Below are 16,994 nucleotides of genomic sequence, written 5' to 3' on the forward strand. Positions count from 1 at the left end.
GCGTCAGGCTTCAGGATCAAGCACCATGCCCGGATTGCAAATGGGCACTGGTGTGTAAGGGTTTTTTCTATGAGTTCTGGCCTGCAAGGCTCCCTGATGGTCGATGTCGCCGGCACCTGGCTGACCAGCGAAGACCGTCAGTTTCTGCGTCAGCCCGAAGTGGGCGGTTTGATTATCTTTGCCCGAAACATTGAGCATCCCCGTCAGGTTCGTGAGCTGAGTGCGGCGATTCGCGCCGTTCGCCCGGACTTGCTGCTGGCAGTGGATCAGGAGGGCGGCAGGGTCCAGCGCCTGCGGCAGGGGTTCGTGCGTCTACCGCCGATGCGCGCCATTGCCGACAAGCCAGATGCCGTGCTGCTGGCCGAGCATTGCGGCTGGCTGATGGCTACCGAAGTGCTGGCTGTCGGCCTGGACCTGAGTTTTGCTCCGGTGCTGGATCTGGACTACCAGCGCAGCGCGGTCGTCGGGACGCGTTCGTTCGAGGGCGACCCGGAGCGTGCGGCATTGCTGGCAGGGGCGTTTATTCGTGGCATGAACGCGGCCGGCATGGCTGCGACCGGCAAGCATTTCCCCGGCCACGGCTGGGCTGAAGCCGACTCTCACGTGGCTATCCCGAATGACGAGCGCAGCCTGGAACAGATTCGCGCCAGCGATCTGGTGCCGTTCGCACGCCTGAGCGGGCAGCTTGCCGCAGTGATGCCAGCTCATGTCATCTACCCGAAAGTCGATTCGCAGCCCGCCGGTTTCTCAAAGCGCTGGCTGCAGGACATCCTGCGCGACGAACTGAAATTTGACGGTGTTATTTTCAGTGATGATCTGTCGATGGCCGGTGCCCACGTGGTCGGTGATGCCGCCAGCCGTATCGAGGCTGCGCTGACGGCGGGTTGCGACATGGGTCTGGTATGCAATGACCGTGCTGCGGCAGAACTGGCCCTCGGTGCGGCCCAGCGCTTGAAAGTCAGGCCTTCGCCGCGCATCGCGCGTATGCGCGGTCAGACATCAGCCAGTACCGATTATCGGCAACACCCGCGCTGGCAGGCCGCGCTTCAGGCCCTGCGCGCTGCTCAACTGATCGATTAAGGATTTGCGATGACTGTTTACGCGATTATTGGCGGTACTGGCCTGACCCAGCTGGAAGGCCTGAACATTCGGCAGTCCTTGCCGATGAACACGCCTTATGGCGCACCTTCCGGCGAAATCCAGATCGGCGATTATGCCGGTCGCGAAGTGATGTTTCTGGCGCGGCATGGCCATCCGCATCGTTTGCCACCGCATCAGGTCAACTACCGGGCCAACATCTGGGCTTTGAAGCAGGCCGGTGCCGAAGCGATTCTGGCGGTCAATGCGGTGGGTGGCATACATCCAGCGATGGGCACCGGGCACTTTTGCGTGCCGCATGATCTGGTCGACTACACCAGTGGTCGCCAGCACACATTCTTTGCCGATGATCTGGAAGAGGTCACGCACATTGACTTCAGCTATCCGTACAGCGAAGCGCTGCGGGCGCGCCTGGTTGCAGCACTGGCCGCTGAGGGGTGCGCGTTCTCTGATCGGGGTGTCTATGCCTGTACCCAGGGGCCGCGCCTGGAGACGGTCGCCGAAATCATCCGCCTTGAGCGCGATGGCTGCGACATTGTTGGCATGACCGGTATGCCCGAGGCCGCTCTGGCCCGTGAGCTGGAGCTTGAATACGCCTGCCTGGCGCTGGTAGTCAATCCGGCAGCGGGCAAGTCGACCACTGTCATAACCATGGCAGAAATCGAACAGGCCCTGCGCGATGGCATGGGCAAGGTAAAAGCCACACTTGCCCGGGTTCTTTCCGCCTCCTGACCTACAGCATGCGCTTGAGGGTATTGTCCTTGCGCACAAGGTGATGCCAGAGCGCGGCGACTACGTGCAGGGCGATGACGTAGTAGAAGATCGAGCCCAGCAGCTTGTGCACATCTTCGAACGTCTCGGCCCTGCGGTCCGAGGTCGGCAGGGGCCAGGGTATCTGCAGGTCGGTGAGGGGAATGGGTAACGCGCCTTTTTCCACCATCACCGTCAGCAGGCCCAATAAAGGCTGAGCGAACAGAAACGCATACAGCGCGTAATGCGTAAGTGTCGCGGCTAAGCGCAACGCGCCTTCAAGCGGCGGCGTTATGCCGGGCGGACGATGCCGTCGACGCTCGGCGACGCGGAAAAACGCCATGGCCAGAATCACAATCCCCACCCAGAAATGGCTCTGCACGACCAGTGTGCGGTATTCAGAACCCTTGCCAAACTGACTGCGGCTCAGAATCAGGGTATACGCCAGCACAATCAGTAGGGCCATGACCCAGTGCAGCCATCTGGCTCGTGCGGTGTAGCGTTGAGAGGTCGGTGCATCCACGGTTGGATTCCTTGTCGCTTTTTTACAGGTCCGGTAAGCAGTTTAGGCAGTTGCCAGGATCCTGCGTTTCATTTGTACGCGTTTTTTTCAGCGTCAGATCAGTGCCATTGAATATGCCCGACTGAATATGGCAAATACGCAGCACAGGCGACACGGGACGGAACCTGTGCCGATGGGTGGCTTCATATGACGTGAATATTCACCCGGGAGCGAGTCTTGACCAGTGCCAATCCGCCTGTCGGCCCTGCAACGCCAGTGTCCGCCAGTGTTTCATTGAATGTACTGACCATGAACATGCACATGGGCTTTGGCATTTTCAATCGCCGCTTCATTTTGCCGGAGTTGCGTGAAGCTGTGCGTACTGTATCGGCCGATATCGTGTTTCTTCAGGAAGTGCACGGCGAGCACCAGAGCCATGCGCGCAGCGTCAAGGACTGGCCGACGATTTCCCAGTACGAGTTCCTCGCCGACAGCATGTGGAACGACTTTGCCTATGGTCGTAATGCGGTGTACCCGGATGGCGATCACGGTAACGCGCTGCTGTCCAAGTACCCGATCATCCAGCACGAGAACCTCGACATTTCCATTCATGGCACCGAGCAGCGCGGTTTGCTGCACTGCATCCTGGAGGTGCCATACGCCGGTCGGGTGCATGCGGTGTGTGTTCACTTGGGCTTGCGTGAAAGCCATCGGCGTCAGCAGCTCAACCTGCTCGCCGAGCTGATGGAGCGTCTTCCCGAGGGTGAGCCGGTGATCGTTGCCGGTGATTTCAATGACTGGCGTCAGCGCGCCGATGCTTTGCTGGAGGGCACCGGGTTGCACGAGGTTTTTGTCGAGCGCTTCGGCGCGCCGGCCAAAAGCTTTCCGGCCCGCTGGCCGTTGCTCCGGCTGGACCGGATTTATGTCCGCAACGCGACTTCCCACAGGCCGAAAGTATTGTCCAGCCGCCCGTGGTCTCATCTTTCCGATCATGCACCGCTGGCGGTGGAGTTGACCTTATGAGCAATACGACAGGGCAGTGGTGTGATGGCAACTCGGTAGAGCTGCTGATCAACGGTGAAGACTTCTACGCCCGGGTGTTCGAGTGCATACGGGCCGCGCGCAAAGAGGTGTTGATCGAGACTTTCATCATCTTTGAAGACCGGATTGGCGAGGGCTTGCAACAGGCATTGCTCCAAGCTGCGGCCAACGGCGCGAAAGTGGTTGTCACGGTAGATGACTACGGGACATCGGACCTGAGTTCGGTGTTTGTCAAAACCATGATCGATGCCGGTATTCAGATTCAGCTGTTCGACCCGCGTCCGCGATTCATGGGTATGCGCACCAACCTGTTCCGCCGTCTGCACCGCAAGGTGGTCGTCATTGACGGCGAACTGGGCTTTATCGGCGGCATCAACTACAGCGTTGATCACATGACTGACACGGGGGTGACGGCCAAACAGGACTATGCCGTTCTGGTCCGTGGCCCGATTGTTGGCGATATCCACCAGAGCGCGCTGAATATGCTGAGCAAGGTCGTTCGTGACAAATTGCCGCCCATTGCACTGAAGCTGGACCGTGCCGGTGACGCCAGCATGCTGCTCGCCGAGCGCGACAATGACGAGCACAGTACCGATATCGAAGAGCAGTACCTTGAGGCGATTCGCGCTGCGAAGCAACGGATCACCCTGGCCAACGCGTATTTTTATCCCAGCTACCGCTTTCTGCGTGAGCTGCGCAATGCATCACGGCGGGGCGTCAAGGTCACCCTGATTTTGCAAGGTCAGCCCGACATGCCGTTCGTGCGGGTCTGCTCGCGGCTGACCTACACCTACCTGCTGCGCGACGGCGTGGTCATTCACGAGTACAAGCAACGTGCATTGCACGGCAAGGTCGCGCTGATCGATCAGGACTGGTCCACCGTGGGCTCCAGCAATCTAGACCCGCTGAGCTTGGCGCTGAACCTGGAGGCCAATCTGTTCATCCGTGATCGCGGGCTCAATGAGCATCTGCAAAACCATCTGATGGAGCTTGCCGCTGCGCACAGTAAGCAGATGAGCCTCAAGGGCGCGGCGCGTGGTCAGTGGTGGCGTGCGCCGATGATCGTCTTGAGCTTCTTTTTCCTGCGGCGTTTTCCGGCCATTGCCGGTCTGTTCCCGGTTCACGGTGTGCGCCTCAAGCCGTTACGGGCCGGTGACGTGGTGCCGGAAGCGAAAGTCATCGAACAGCAGCAGAACAACCACGACATGGACCAGGAGAAAACTTCATGACTCAGGCCGCAAGTGCAGCGCCGCGAAGTGCGCAGGGAGCCAAATGGAAATGGGCAAAGCGGATATTCAATCTGTTTTTCTTTATCGCCGTACCGGTCCTGTTGTTTCTGCTGGTCAAGAACCTTGACTGGCAAGAGGTCAAGCAGGCGCTGTCGTCCTACAAGGCCAGCACTCTGGCCATTGCCGCCGTTGTGGCCTTTGCCAGTTACGCGACCTATTGCGGCTTTGATGTACTGGCGCGGTATTACACCCGCCACACATTGTCGATCAAACAGATCGTGCCTGTGACCTTTGTCTGCTACGCATTCAACCTCAATCTCAGTTCATGGGTTGGCGGCATCGCCTTGCGTTACCGGTTGTATTCCCGGCTGGGGCTGGACGTTTCGACCATTACCCGGATTCTGAGCCTCAGCCTGATTACCAACTGGCTGGGTTACATGCTGCTGGCCGGTTTCGTGTTTTCGATGCGTTTTCTGGAGTTGCCAGAGGAATGGTCGATCGGCACCACGACCCTGCAATTGATCGGTTTCGGACTGCTGGCAGTGTGTTTTGCCTACCTCTTGGCCTGCCGCTTTTCCAAAAAGCGCTCATGGACCGTTCGTGATCAGGAATTCAATCTACCGTCGATGAAGCAGGCCTTGATGCAGGCCAGCCTGGGGGCTCTGAACTGGTCGCTGATGGCTGCGGTGATTTACACGCTGCTGCCCGACAAGGCGTTTTACCCGGCGATTCTCGGTGTGTTGCTGATCAGCAGCATCGCGGGTGTCATTACTCACATTCCAGCCGGGCTGGGCGTGCTTGAGACTGTATTCATTACCTTGCTGGCTCACCAGTTCTCCAAGGGCAGTCTGCTGGCAGCTCTGATTGGCTACCGCGCCATTTACTTCCTGCTGCCGCTGTTGATTGCATTGGTGGTGTATCTGGTGCTGGAAAAACGCGCGAAGAAAATGGGCCAGAAGAACCAGCAGCGAATGGGGCAGGAAGCGAAGACCTGAGGGCCGGGAATCTCAGCCCTCAATCATCAAACCCGACCTGCTCGTGGATCTCGTCGACTTTCAGCTCCAGCCGATACGCCACTGCAATGAATAGTGCCTGGCACAGGCACAGGGTGGCGCTCAGCGAGCGGAAGGCGAACGAGCTGCCTTCATTGACCAGCAACACCGAGTTGGCACGCTTGGCCAGCGGCGACAGATTGCTGTCGGTGATGATCAGCGTCTTGGCCTGATGATGCTGGGCGATGCGCAGGCAATGCTGGGTTTCCTTGCCGTAGGGCGTGAAGCTGATGGCAATCACCAGATCGTTGGCACGCACGCTGCGCATCTGCTCTCGATAGCTGCCCCCCAGGCCCGATATCAAGTGAATACGCTTGTTGGTGTGTTGCAGGTTGTAGACCAGATAATCCGCCACGGCAAATGAGCGGCGCACACCCACCACGTAGATATTGTCGGCGTTGACCACCAGATCTACAGCCTTTTCGAACTCATCGTCGTCCAGCTCTGCACTCAAACGCTCCAGCCCGGAGAGCGTTGCGCTCACGCATTCGCGTGCCAGATCACCCGAGTGGGCCTTCTGAGACTTATTGGCGATCATGCTGCGGATGCGTTGCTGGTAGTTCTGCACCGGCGTGGTCTTGTGCGTGTAAGCCTCGCGAAACAACGCCTGCATCTCACTGAAGCCGCTAAACCCGAAACGCTGGGAAAAGCGCACGATGGCCGACGGGTGGACTTCGCACTCGCGGGCAATGTCACTGATCCGGTCAACCATGATCCGGTCGCTCTGCTGGCTCATATAGCTGGCGATGCGCTTGAGTTGACGCGGTAAACCGTCGTACTCATCAGTGATCAGCCTTAGCAGGCCTTCGGCATTGGTCGGCGGCATGTCGACGCTCGTCTCGGGCAGAGTGGGCTGATCGGCGCTGGTCATATTCAAATCCTTTCTACTTGTTCTTTCAGGGCACATGTTCTTTCAGGGCAATTTCTTACAGCGCAACGTCTTTCAGGGTAGCGCAGTTGTGCGTCCGACGATTTGGGCTGCCTTGGGCGGGGACGACTATAGCTTACCCGCCTGTACATTGTGCCAGCACTTGAATAGCAGTATGGAAAAAATATTCCACAAAAAATAATTATAGAATAAATATTGATTGATGAGGCTCGACGTTTTACGCTGCATTCACAAAGCAGCGTGTACACATGATGCAGGCGCTGCAGGCTGATAAAAATAACAGGAGCCACCATGGGCCAGACACGCTTTGCCACTGGGCGTCAGTTGGATCTGATCTGCCTCGGACGCCTGGGCGTCGATCTTTATGCGCAACAAGTAGGTGCGCGGCTGGAAGACGTTTCCAGTTTCGCCAAATACCTGGGCGGCTCATCGGCCAACATCGCATTCGGCACTGCCAGGCTGGGGCTCAGGTCAGCCATGCTGAGCAGGGTAGGTGATGACCACATGGGCCGCTTTCTGGTCGAGTCGCTGGCCCGCGAAGGCTGTGATGTCAGCGCTATCAAGCGCGATCCCGAGCGCCTGACCGCCATGGTGCTGCTGGGGCTGAAGGATCGTGAAACGTTTCCCCTGGTGTTCTACCGCGAAAATTGCGCCGACATGGCCTTGCGTGCCGAGGACATCGACGAACAGCAGATCGCGTCGAGCAAGGCGCTGCTGATCACCGGCACGCATTTCTCTACCGATCAAGTGTTCAAGGCCAGCAGCCAGGCACTCGACTACGCCGAAAAACATGACGTCAAACGCGTGCTGGATATCGATTATCGTCCGGTGCTCTGGGGCCTGGCGGGCAAGGCTGATGGCGAGACACGTTTTGTTGCCGATCAGAAGGTCAGCCAGCATGTGCAGCGCATCCTGCCGCGTTTTGATCTGATTGTCGGTACTGAAGAAGAATTTCAGATTGCCGGCGGCTCTACCGATTTGCTCACGGCCCTGCGTACCGTGCGCGAACTGACTGCCGCGACGCTTGTGGTCAAGCTCGGCCCGCAAGGTTGCACAGTGATTCACGGCGCCATTCCTGCCCGGCTTGAAGACGGCGCAATCTACCCTGGCGTGCGGGTGGAAGTGCTCAACGTGCTGGGCGCTGGCGATGCGTTCATGTCCGGTTTTCTCAGCGGCTGGCTCAAGGATGCCAGCGACGAGCGCTGCTGCCAGCTGGCCAATGCCTGTGGCGGGCTGGTGGTGTCGCGGCATGCCTGTGCGCCCGCGATGCCGACGCCTGCAGAACTCGACTACCTGTTCAACAGCCCACACCCCATTACCCGGCCTGATCAGGATGTCGCCCTGCAACGGCTGCATCAGGTCAGCGTGCCGCGCAAGCAGTGGCGGCAGTTGTTCATCTTCGCCTTCGATCATCGCGGTCAACTGGTCGAGCTGGCCCAGCAGGCCGGGCGTGATCTGAGCAGCATCAGCCAGCTCAAGCAACTGTTCGTGCAGGCGGTTGAGCGGGTCGAAGCCGGCCTGCGCCAGCGCGGCATCGACGCCGATGTCGGGCTGCTTGCCGACCAGCGCTTCGGTCAGGATTCGCTCAACGCTGCGACCGGTCGCGGCTGGTGGGTGGCGCGTCCGGTGGAAGTGCAGGGTTCAAGACCGCTGGCGTTCGAGCATGGCCGCTCCATCGGCAGCAATCTGCTCGCCTGGCCGCAAGAACAGATCATCAAGTGCCTGGTGCAATATCACCCCGATGACGAGCCCATGCTGCGCCTGGAGCAGGAAGCGCAGATCAAGGCGCTCTACGACGCGTCGAAAGTCAGTGGTCACGAACTGCTGCTGGAAATCATTCCGCCCAAGGATCACCCCTCGTCTCATCCCGACGTGATGGTTCGGTCGCTGAAGCGTTTGTACAACCTGGGCATCTACCCTGCGTGGTGGAAGATCGAGGCGCAGAGTGCGCAGGTCTGGCAGCAACTGGACGAATTGATCCAGCAGCGCGATCCGTATTGCCGTGGCGTGGTACTGCTCGGGCTCAATGCGCCTGTCGAAGACCTCGCTGCCGGTTTTGCCGAAGCACGACACAGCCGCGTCTGCCAGGGTTTTGCCGTGGGCCGGACCATATTCCGCGAGCCAAGCCGGGCCTGGATGGCCGGGGAAATAGACGATGCGGCGCTGGTCAGTCGGGTGCAGAGCACCTTCAACTGGTTGATCGAGTCCTGGCGCGAAAGCCGCGCCTGACTCTTTCTTGATCTGACGTCGCGATAACAACAAAAAAGGTGCAGCCATGCCCGTTTCCATTTCCACACCCAGGATCCGCATCGGCATCAACCCGATCTCCTGGAGCAACGATGACTTGCCGGCCCTCGGCGGAGAGACGCCTCTGAGCACCGCCTTGAGCGAAGGCAAAGCCATTGGTTACGAAGGCTTTGAGCTCAACGGCAAGTTTCCGAAAGATGCCAAGGGGGTCGGTGATGTGCTGCGGCCCTATGATCTGGCGCTGGTGTCCGGCTGGTATTCAAGCCGTCTGGCGCGGCGCTCGGTGGCCGAAGAAATCGAAGCCATTACCCCGCATGTGCAATTGCTCGCCGAGAATGGCGCGTCGGTGCTGGTGTACGGTGAAGTGGCTGACTCGATTCAGGGGCAGCGCATTCCGTTGGTTGAGCGCCCGCGTTTTCACAGCGATGCAGCCTGGCATGAATATGCCGAAAAACTCACCGAACTGGCGCGTTTCACTCTATCCCGAGGCGTGCGCCTGGCGTATCACCACCACATGGGCGCTTACGTCGAGTCGCCACAGGATATTGATCGGCTGATGACACTGACCGGCAAGGAAGTCGGGCTGCTGTTCGATTCGGGGCATTGTTACATGGGCGGCGGCGAGCCTTTGCAGGTGCTGAGCAAGCACATCGAGCGTGTCTGCCATGTGCATTTCAAGGATGTGCGCAAACCTGTGGTGCAACTGGCACGCAACAATCTCTGGAGCTTTCCGGACTGCATCATCAATGGCACGTTCACGGTGCCAGGTGATGGTGATATCGACTTTTCAGCGCTGCTCAAGGTGTTGTTGCAATCCAACTATAGCGGCTGGCTGGTGGTCGAGGCCGAACAGGACCCAGCGGTAGCGCCGAGTTATGTGTATGCCAAAAAGGGCTATGACACCCTGCGCCAACTGCTGGCCGATGCGCGATAAGGAGGATCTATCCATGAATCTGCTGACCAAAAGCAAACCCCAGGGCCGTGACATCGTGGCGCTGGCGCCCGGTTCGCTCGAGTACGTGAACTTTGCCGCCTACCGTCTGGAAGCCGGAGAGCGCCTGCCTCTCGGTGCCGAAGAAAACGAACTGTGCGTGGTCTTGCTGGCCGGGCACGCCAGCGTGAATGGCGAAGCACCGGGGCAGGGCGCTTTCAGTTGGGAAAACATCGGCGACCGGCAATCAGTTTTCGAGGAAAAATCGCCGTTTGCGGTCTACCTGCCACCGCATAGTCAGGCAGAGTTCGTTGCGCGTGGGCCGCTGCACCTGGCGGTATGCACGGCACCGGGCGATGCGCGCAAACAGCTTGCGGCACGGCTGATCATGCCGGGCAGCATGAAACGCAGCGTACGCGGCAAAGGGGCCAACACCCGTTACGTGTGCGACATCCTGCCGGACAGTGAACCGGCGCATTCGCTGCTGGTGGTCGAGGTGCGGACTCCTTCAGGGCATTCGTCCAGCTACCCGCCACACAAGCACGACCGGGACAATCTGCCCCACGAAAGCTTTCTCGAAGAGACCTATTACCACCAGGTCAACCCGCCGCAGGGTTTCGTTTTCCAGCGGGTTTACACCGATGACCGCAGTATCGATCAGGCCATGGCCGTGGAAAACAATGATCTGGTGACAGTGCCCAAAGGCTATCACCCAGTGTCCGTGCCCTACGGTTACGAATCGTATTACCTGAACGTGATGGCCGGTCCGACGCGCGCCTGGCAGTTCCATAACGACCCGCAGCACAGCTGGCTGCTGGATCTTTGATTTCCCCTTTTTACTCTGGAGGCATGAGATGAACGAGTCACCGGTGATCGGCCATTACATCAACGGACACCTGAATGACGGCGATGGTGAGCGTTACAGCGATGTCTTCAACCCGGCAATCGGCACTGTTCAAGCGCGCGTTGCGCTGGCCAGCGTGAAAACCGTGGATGAAGCGGTCGCTTCGGCCAAGGCTGCTTTTCCCGGCTGGGCCGATCAGTCCTCGCTGCGCCGGGCGCGGGTCATGTTCAAGTTCAAGGAATTGCTGGACCGGCACCACGACGAGCTGGCGCAGATCATCTGCCGCGAGCACGGCAAGGTGCTGTCTGATGCGCGTGGTGAAGTGGTGCGCGGTATCGAGATTGTCGAATTTGCCTGCGGTGCGCCCAGCCTGCTGAAAAGTGATTTCAGCGACAACATTGGCGGTGGTATCGATAACTGGAACCTGCGTCAGCCTCTGGGCGTCTGCGCCGGGGTCACGCCGTTCAACTTTCCGGTCATGGTGCCGCTGTGGATGATCCCCATGGCATTGGTGACCGGCAACTGTTTCATCCTCAAACCTTCCGAGCGCGACCCGTCTGCCAGTCTGCTGATGGCGCGCCTGCTCAAGGAAGCCGGTCTGCCTGATGGCGTATTCAATGTGGTGCAGGGTGACAAGGTGGCGGTCGATGCGTTGCTGCAACACCCTGACATCGAGGCCATTTCGTTCGTCGGTTCGACGCCGATTGCCGAGTACATTCACCAGCAGGGCACGGCCCACGGCAAGCGCGTGCAGGCGCTGGGTGGGGCCAAGAATCATATGATCGTGATGCCCGATGCGGACCTGGATCAAGCCGCTGATGCCTTGATCGGGGCGGCGTATGGTTCGGCGGGTGAGCGCTGCATGGCCATCTCCATTGCAGTGGTGGTGGGCGATGTCGGCCAGCAACTGATCGACAAGCTGCTGCCGCGCATCGACCAGCTCAAGGTCGGCAACGGCATGCAGGCCGATTCGGACATGGGGCCGCTGGTCACCGCCGTGCACAAGGCCAAGGTCGAGGGTTTCATCGATCAGGGCGTCAAAGAGGGCGCGAAGCTGATTGTCGATGGCCGCAACTTCAAGGTGCCGGGTGCCGAGCAGGGCTTTTTCGTCGGCGCGACGCTGTTCGACCACGTCACGCCGCATATGCAGATCTACAAGGAGGAAATCTTCGGCCCGGTGCTGGGCATCGTTCACGTCGCGGATTTCGCCAGCGCCGTCGAGCTGATCAACGCACACGAATTCGGTAACGGTGTGTCGTGCTTTACCAGCGATGGTGGAGTGGCCCGTGCGTTTGCGCGGACCATCAAGGTCGGCATGGTCGGTATCAACGTGCCTATCCCGGTGCCCATGGCCTGGCATTCGTTTGGCGGCTGGAAACGTTCACTGTTTGGCGATCACCACGCGTACGGCGAAGAAGGCCTGCGCTTTTACAGTCGCTACAAGAGTGTCATGCAGCGCTGGCCGGACAGTATTGCCAAAGGCCCCGAGTTCAGTATGCCGACTGCCAAATAGCCTTCATCAATGGAATGTTGCGGAGAACAAGAACAATGAACCAACCTCTGCGTTTCGCCCTTAATCGAATGGTCGCGCCGCGCCTGTCTCTGGAAGGTTTCGTCGATCTGGCGGTGAAGCTGGGTGCCGATGCCATCGAGATTCGCAACGACCTCAAGGGTATCGAGATCGAGGACGGCACTGCACCCCAGGTCGTTCGTGACCTTTGCGCTGCCCGGGGGGTAAAGGTGCTGTCCATCAACGCCCTGTACCCATTCGATGTCTGGAATGAAGAGCGCGCAGCCCAGGCGACGAAGCTGGCGCAGTACGCTCGCGACTGCGGTGCGCGCGGTCTGGTGCTATGTCCGCTCAATGACCGTGCAGATCCGCGTAACGGCGCGCAGCGCGCTTCGGGGTTGCGCAGCGCCTTGACTGCGCTGGCACCCATTCTTCGTGAGCACGGAATTCTCGGCTTCGTCGAACCGCTGGGCTTCGAAGAGTGCTCGTTGCGCCTCAAACGTCAGGCTGTCGAGGCAATCCGGGCGGTGGGCGGGCTGGACGTTTATCGGCTGGTTCATGACACCTTTCACCACCACCTGGCCGGTGAGGTCGAGCTGTTTCCAGAGTTGACCGGGCTGGTGCATATCTCCGGTGTCGAGGATGCGCAGGCACCGCTCAACAGCATTCGCGATGGCCATCGCGTGCTGGTCGGCGAAGCTGACATTCTGGGTAATGCATCGCAGATCGAGCGTTTGCTGGACAGCGGCTATGAGGGCCATCTGTCGTTCGAACCATTCGCCGAAAGCGTCCATGCGCTGGCCGACATCCCTCAGGCGATAGCGGCGAGCATGACGCACCTGTCACGAGCCGTTTCGCAGCGTCACTGACGTCAGCCGTCAGGCCGCCTCAAACCCTGGCCACCTCAAACAACAACAAGGTGCGAACATGAGTACAACCCGACTGACCATGGCCCAGGCCCTGGTGAAGTTTCTCGATAACCAGTACGTCGAAGTCGACGGCGTGCAGAGCAAATTCGTCGCTGGCATCTTCACCATTTTCGGGCATGGCAACGTGCTGGGTCTTGGGCAAGCGCTGGAACAGGACAGCGGCGACCTGGTGGTTCATCAAGGCCGTAACGAGCAGGGCATGTGCCACGCCGCCATCGGTTTTGCCAAGCAGCATCTGCGGCGCAAGATCTACGCGTGCAGCTCTTCGGTCGGGCCAGGCGCGGCGAACATGATCACCGCCGCCGCAACCGCCTCGGCCAACCGCATTCCGTTGCTGCTGTTGCCGGGTGATGTCTATGCCAGCCGCCAGCCTGACCCGGTGCTGCAACAGATCGAGCAGTTTCACGACCTGAGCATCAGCACCAACGATGCGTTCAAGGCGGTGAGCAAATACTGGGACCGTATCAACCGTCCCGAGCAGTTGATGAGCGCAGCGCTCAATGCCATGCGCGTACTGACCGACCCGGCTGATACCGGTGCCGTCACGCTGGCGCTGCCTCAGGATGTGCAGGCCGAGGCCTACGATTACCCGGACAGCTTCCTGCAAAAACGTGTGCACCGTATCGACCGCCGCCCGCCCAGCAAGGCCATGCTTGACGATGCGTTGAAGCTGCTGGCCGGCAAGCGCAAACCGCTGCTGATCTGCGGTGGTGGCGTGCGTTATTCCAGCGCAGCCGACGCCTTGCAAGCCTTTGCCGAGCGCTTCGATATCCCGTTCGCCGAAACCCAGGCAGGCAAGAGTGCCATCGTTTCGGCGCACCCGCTGAACATGGGCGGCATCGGCGAGACCGGCACGGTGGCGGCCAATCAGCTGGCGAAAGAGGCGGACCTGATCATCGGCGTCGGCACCCGCTACAGCGATTTCACCACCGCGTCGAAATGGCTGTTCCAGAACCCGGATGTGCAATTTCTCAACCTCAATGTCGGCGCCTTCGATGTGCAGAAGCTGGATGGCGTGCAGGTCCTGGCCGATGCGCAGGTGGCATTGCAGGCACTGACTGAAAGCCTGCAAGCCAGCGGTTACCGTGCTGCCTGGGGCGATGCGCCGCAGACAGCCCGTGCGCAGCTGGATGCCGAGGTTGATCGCCTGTATGCGGTCGAGTACCAGAGCGAGGATTTCGTCCCGGAAATCAACGATCACCTGGACCCGGCCGTGCTACGCGAGTTCATCGAGCTGACCGGCTCGTGTCTGACCCAGAGCGGCGTACTGGGCATTCTTAACCAGAACCTGCCTGCCGATGCAGTGATCGTTGCGGCGGCGGGCAGTTTGCCGGGTGACCTGCAGCGTGCCTGGCGCAGTACCGGGGTCGACACCTATCACGTCGAATATGGCTATTCATGCATGGGCTATGAGGTCAATGCGGCACTGGGCGTCAAGCTCGCTGCGCCGCACCGCGAGGTCTTCGCGCTGGTCGGTGATGGCTCTTACATGATGCTCCATTCAGAGCTGGCGACCTCGATTCAGGAGCGGCGCAAGATCAACGTGGTGTTGCTGGACAACATGACTTTCGGCTGCATCAACAACCTGCAGATGGAACACGGCATGGACAGTTTCGGCACCGAGTTCCGTTTTCGCAATTCCGACACAGGCAAGCTCGACGGCGACTTTGTACCGGTGGATTTCGCCATGAGCGCTGCCGCCTATGGCTGCAAGACCTACAAGGTCAGCACCGCCGAACAACTGCGCCAGGCGCTTGTCGATGCGCAACGTCAAACGGTATCGACGCTGATCGACATCAAGGTCCTGCCCAAGACCATGATTCACAAATACCTGTCGTGGTGGCGTGTCGGCGTTGCCGAAGTATCAACGACCGGCACCACGGCCCAGGTTTACGAAAAACTCAACCGCGAACTGGCCAAGGCTCGTCAGTACTGATCACTTTTTATCGTTCAGCGCCCGTGACCCGTTCACGGCAACATCCAATAAAAAAAGGAACATGAAAATGGCATTGAAACTCGGTGTGATCGGTACAGGCGCAATCGGTCAGGATCATATCCGGCGTTGCAGCAAGACGCTGGTTGGCAGTCAGGTGGTAGCCGTCACCGACATCAACCTGGAGCAGGCAGCCAAAGTGGTGCGCGAGCTGGACATCGGTGCCGAAGTGTATGCCGACGGCCACGCGCTGATTGCCGCGCCCGACGTCGAAGCGGTGCTGGTCTGTTCCTGGGGCCCCAGCCATGAAGAGTACGTGCTGGCGGCCATTGCCGCAGGCAAGCCGGTGTTCTGCGAAAAGCCTTTGGCCGTAACCGCCGAAGGTTGCCGACACATCGTCGAGGCCGAGATCGCCAGCGGCAGGCGTCTGGTTCAAGTGGGTTTCATGCGCCCCTATGATCAGGGCTATCGCGCCCTGAAATCGGTGATCGACAGCGGCCGGATCGGCGAACCGCTGATGCTCCACTGCGCGCACCGCAACCCTCGGGTCGGCGAGAACTACAAGACCGACATGGCCATCACCGACACGCTGATTCATGAACTCAATGTGCTGCGCTGGTTGCTTAACGATGACTATGTGTCGGTGCAGGTGGTGTTCCCGCGCAAGACCAGCAAGGCCCTCGCGCACATGAAAGACCCGCAGATCGTGATGCTGGAAACGGCCAGAGGCACGCGCATCGACGTCGAAGTGTTCGTCAACTGCCAGTACGGCTACGACATCCAGTGTGAAGTGGTCGGCGAGAGCGGCATTGCCAAACTGCCCGAGCCTTCTCAGGTGCAGTTGCGCAGCGAAGCGAAATTGTCCAACGCGATCCTGATGGACTGGAAAGACCGGTTCATTGCTGCCTATGACGTCGAGTTGCAGGACTTCATCGATGGCGTCAACGCGGGCACGATTTACGGGCCTTCTGCCTGGGACGGTTATGCCGCTGCGGTGGCCGCCGATGCCTGTGTTCAGGCGCAGAACAGCGGAGCGGTCGTACCGATTGCCCTGGAGATGCGTCCCGCGTTTTATGACTGACAGAGGTGTCTGGAGTCGGGTTGTTTTTCAAACAATAAAAAGGAGGGCATCATGCGCATCGCACTGGATCCTTACATGTATCGCCACCTGTCGCTGGGTGCGATGGTCGATAAGACCGCGGAACTGGGCTACGACTATATAGAGCTTTCACCGCGCGAAGATTTCATGCCGTTCTACAATTACCCGCGCGTGGATCGTGCGCGGATCAGGGAGTTTCGCAAAGCCCTGAGCGATGCCGGTGTGAAACTCTCCTCGCTGCTGCCGCTGTACCACTGGGCCGCGCCGGATGAAGACTTGCGTATTGCAGCGGTGCGCAACTGGAAACGCGCCATTCAGGTGGCCGTGGAAATGGACTGCGACCTGATGAACACCGAGTTCAGTGGGCAATCCGATCATGCACTGGTGTGCGAAAACCAGTTCATGAAATCCATGGATGAACTGATGCCGCACTTCGAGCGAGAAGGCATCCGGCTCGATATCCAGGCCCATCCTTATGACTTCTGCGAACGCAACAACGAGTCAGTCGATATCATTCGCGGCCTGGACCGGGACTGGATCAATTACCTGTATGCCGCGCCACACACCTTTTTCTACGATGATGGCGTCGGGGACATTGCCTCCATGCTGCGGTACGCAGGTGACAAGCTCACCCACCTGATCATTGCCGATACCTATAATCACCGGGCTTCGTCCAACCTGCGCTACATCGTTAACCCGCCTGGCGTCACGGCAACGGTGCATCAGCATCTGGACATCGGGCAGGGCGAGGTGGACTGGGACGCGTTCTTCTCGACATTGCGGGACATCAATTTCGACGGTATTGCCACAGTGGCCGTATTTGCCTGGGAGGAGCGCGCAGATGAATCGAGCCGATTCATGCTGGAGCGGGTCAAAAGCGAGCTGCTTCGTTGAAACGGCGGCATCCAATACACGACCGAGGGCTGCGGCCATGAGGTTC

At 59.4% G+C, this 16,994-nt stretch carries 15 protein-coding genes; 13 read left to right on the top strand and 2 right to left on the bottom strand.

Annotation, left to right across the window (positions count from 1 at the left end):
- Nucleotides 1–81 precede the first annotated feature (81 nt).
- Both nagZ and RYC17_RS23635 read left to right on the top strand, forming a co-directional pair.
- On the top strand, nucleotides 82–1,080 hold the full coding sequence (nagZ, locus tag RYC17_RS23630) for a beta-N-acetylhexosaminidase (RefSeq protein ID WP_177342383.1): 999 nt from the start codon (nucleotides 82–84) through the stop codon (nucleotides 1,078–1,080).
- 9 nt (nucleotides 1,081–1,089) lie between these two features.
- Complete coding sequence (locus tag RYC17_RS23635; RefSeq protein ID WP_058401594.1) at nucleotides 1,090–1,830, top strand: S-methyl-5'-thioinosine phosphorylase; 741 nt, start codon at nucleotides 1,090–1,092, stop codon at nucleotides 1,828–1,830.
- A gap of 1 nt (nucleotide 1,831) precedes the next feature.
- Here the strand turns inward: RYC17_RS23635 and RYC17_RS23640 are convergent, their stop codons facing one another.
- Nucleotides 1,832–2,371: a cytochrome b gene (locus RYC17_RS23640; protein WP_058401595.1), complete on the bottom strand. Its 540-nt coding sequence runs from the start codon at nucleotides 2,369–2,371 to the stop codon at nucleotides 1,832–1,834.
- A 216-nt stretch (nucleotides 2,372–2,587) separates the two neighbouring features.
- Between RYC17_RS23640 and RYC17_RS23645 the strand changes: the two genes are divergently transcribed.
- The 3 genes from RYC17_RS23645 to RYC17_RS23655 are packed head-to-tail and all read left to right on the top strand — an operon-like array spanning nucleotide 2,588 to nucleotide 5,615.
- Complete coding sequence (locus RYC17_RS23645; protein ID WP_002554095.1) at nucleotides 2,588–3,373, top strand: endonuclease/exonuclease/phosphatase family protein; 786 nt, start codon at nucleotides 2,588–2,590, stop codon at nucleotides 3,371–3,373.
- Entirely contained in the window at nucleotides 3,370–4,620 is a 1,251-nt protein-coding gene (gene clsB, locus RYC17_RS23650; RefSeq protein WP_230016473.1) for a cardiolipin synthase ClsB, read from the top strand. Before RYC17_RS23645 ends, clsB begins: the two co-directional genes overlap by 4 nt.
- The gene (locus tag RYC17_RS23655) at nucleotides 4,617–5,615 is read left to right on the top strand and encodes a lysylphosphatidylglycerol synthase domain-containing protein (RefSeq protein WP_316904571.1); all 999 of its coding nucleotides are present in this window, start codon (nucleotides 4,617–4,619) and stop codon (nucleotides 5,613–5,615) included. The genes clsB and RYC17_RS23655 overlap by 4 nt, the downstream gene beginning before the upstream one ends.
- 19 nt (nucleotides 5,616–5,634) lie before the next feature.
- On the opposite strand, the gene RYC17_RS23660 is transcribed toward RYC17_RS23655, so the two are convergent.
- On the bottom strand, nucleotides 5,635–6,543 hold the full coding sequence (locus RYC17_RS23660) for a MurR/RpiR family transcriptional regulator (protein ID WP_010212666.1): 909 nt from the start codon (nucleotides 6,541–6,543) through the stop codon (nucleotides 5,635–5,637).
- A 309-nt stretch (nucleotides 6,544–6,852) separates the two neighbouring features.
- Here RYC17_RS23660 and RYC17_RS23665 point away from each other — a divergent pair, with 309 nt between their 5' ends.
- The 8 genes from RYC17_RS23665 (at nucleotide 6,853) to RYC17_RS23700 (ending at nucleotide 16,948) form a co-directional block, all read left to right on the top strand.
- On the top strand, nucleotides 6,853–8,790 hold the full coding sequence (locus RYC17_RS23665) for a bifunctional 5-dehydro-2-deoxygluconokinase/5-dehydro-2-deoxyphosphogluconate aldolase (RefSeq protein ID WP_058409050.1): 1,938 nt from the start codon (nucleotides 6,853–6,855) through the stop codon (nucleotides 8,788–8,790).
- A 46-nt stretch (nucleotides 8,791–8,836) separates the two neighbouring features.
- A complete protein-coding gene (gene iolE / locus RYC17_RS23670; RefSeq protein ID WP_058401598.1) occupies nucleotides 8,837–9,742 on the top strand; it encodes a myo-inosose-2 dehydratase in 906 nt (301 codons plus the stop codon).
- A gap of 13 nt (nucleotides 9,743–9,755) precedes the next feature.
- On the top strand, nucleotides 9,756–10,565 hold the full coding sequence (iolB, locus tag RYC17_RS23675; RefSeq protein WP_058401599.1) for a 5-deoxy-glucuronate isomerase: 810 nt from the start codon (nucleotides 9,756–9,758) through the stop codon (nucleotides 10,563–10,565).
- 28 nt (nucleotides 10,566–10,593) lie between these two features.
- Entirely contained in the window at nucleotides 10,594–12,096 is a 1,503-nt protein-coding gene (locus RYC17_RS23680; RefSeq protein WP_122258396.1) for a CoA-acylating methylmalonate-semialdehyde dehydrogenase, read from the top strand.
- A gap of 35 nt (nucleotides 12,097–12,131) precedes the next feature.
- The gene (locus tag RYC17_RS23685) at nucleotides 12,132–12,962 is read left to right on the top strand and encodes a TIM barrel protein (protein ID WP_316904572.1); all 831 of its coding nucleotides are present in this window, start codon (nucleotides 12,132–12,134) and stop codon (nucleotides 12,960–12,962) included.
- Nucleotides 12,963–13,020: 58 nt separating this feature from the next.
- The gene (iolD, locus tag RYC17_RS23690) at nucleotides 13,021–14,958 is read left to right on the top strand and encodes a 3D-(3,5/4)-trihydroxycyclohexane-1,2-dione acylhydrolase (decyclizing) (protein ID WP_316904573.1); all 1,938 of its coding nucleotides are present in this window, start codon (nucleotides 13,021–13,023) and stop codon (nucleotides 14,956–14,958) included.
- A 67-nt stretch (nucleotides 14,959–15,025) separates the two neighbouring features.
- Nucleotides 15,026–16,036: a Gfo/Idh/MocA family protein gene (locus RYC17_RS23695; protein WP_002554084.1), complete on the top strand. Its 1,011-nt coding sequence runs from the start codon at nucleotides 15,026–15,028 to the stop codon at nucleotides 16,034–16,036.
- Between the two features lie 51 nt (nucleotides 16,037–16,087).
- Nucleotides 16,088–16,948: a sugar phosphate isomerase/epimerase family protein gene (locus RYC17_RS23700; protein WP_122258398.1), complete on the top strand. Its 861-nt coding sequence runs from the start codon at nucleotides 16,088–16,090 to the stop codon at nucleotides 16,946–16,948.
- Nucleotides 16,949–16,994 lie beyond the last annotated feature (46 nt).

Source organism: Pseudomonas syringae group sp. J248-6 (assembly GCF_032586995.1).
In the GTDB taxonomy this organism is placed as follows: Bacteria; Pseudomonadota; Gammaproteobacteria; order Pseudomonadales; family Pseudomonadaceae; genus Aquipseudomonas; species Aquipseudomonas amygdali.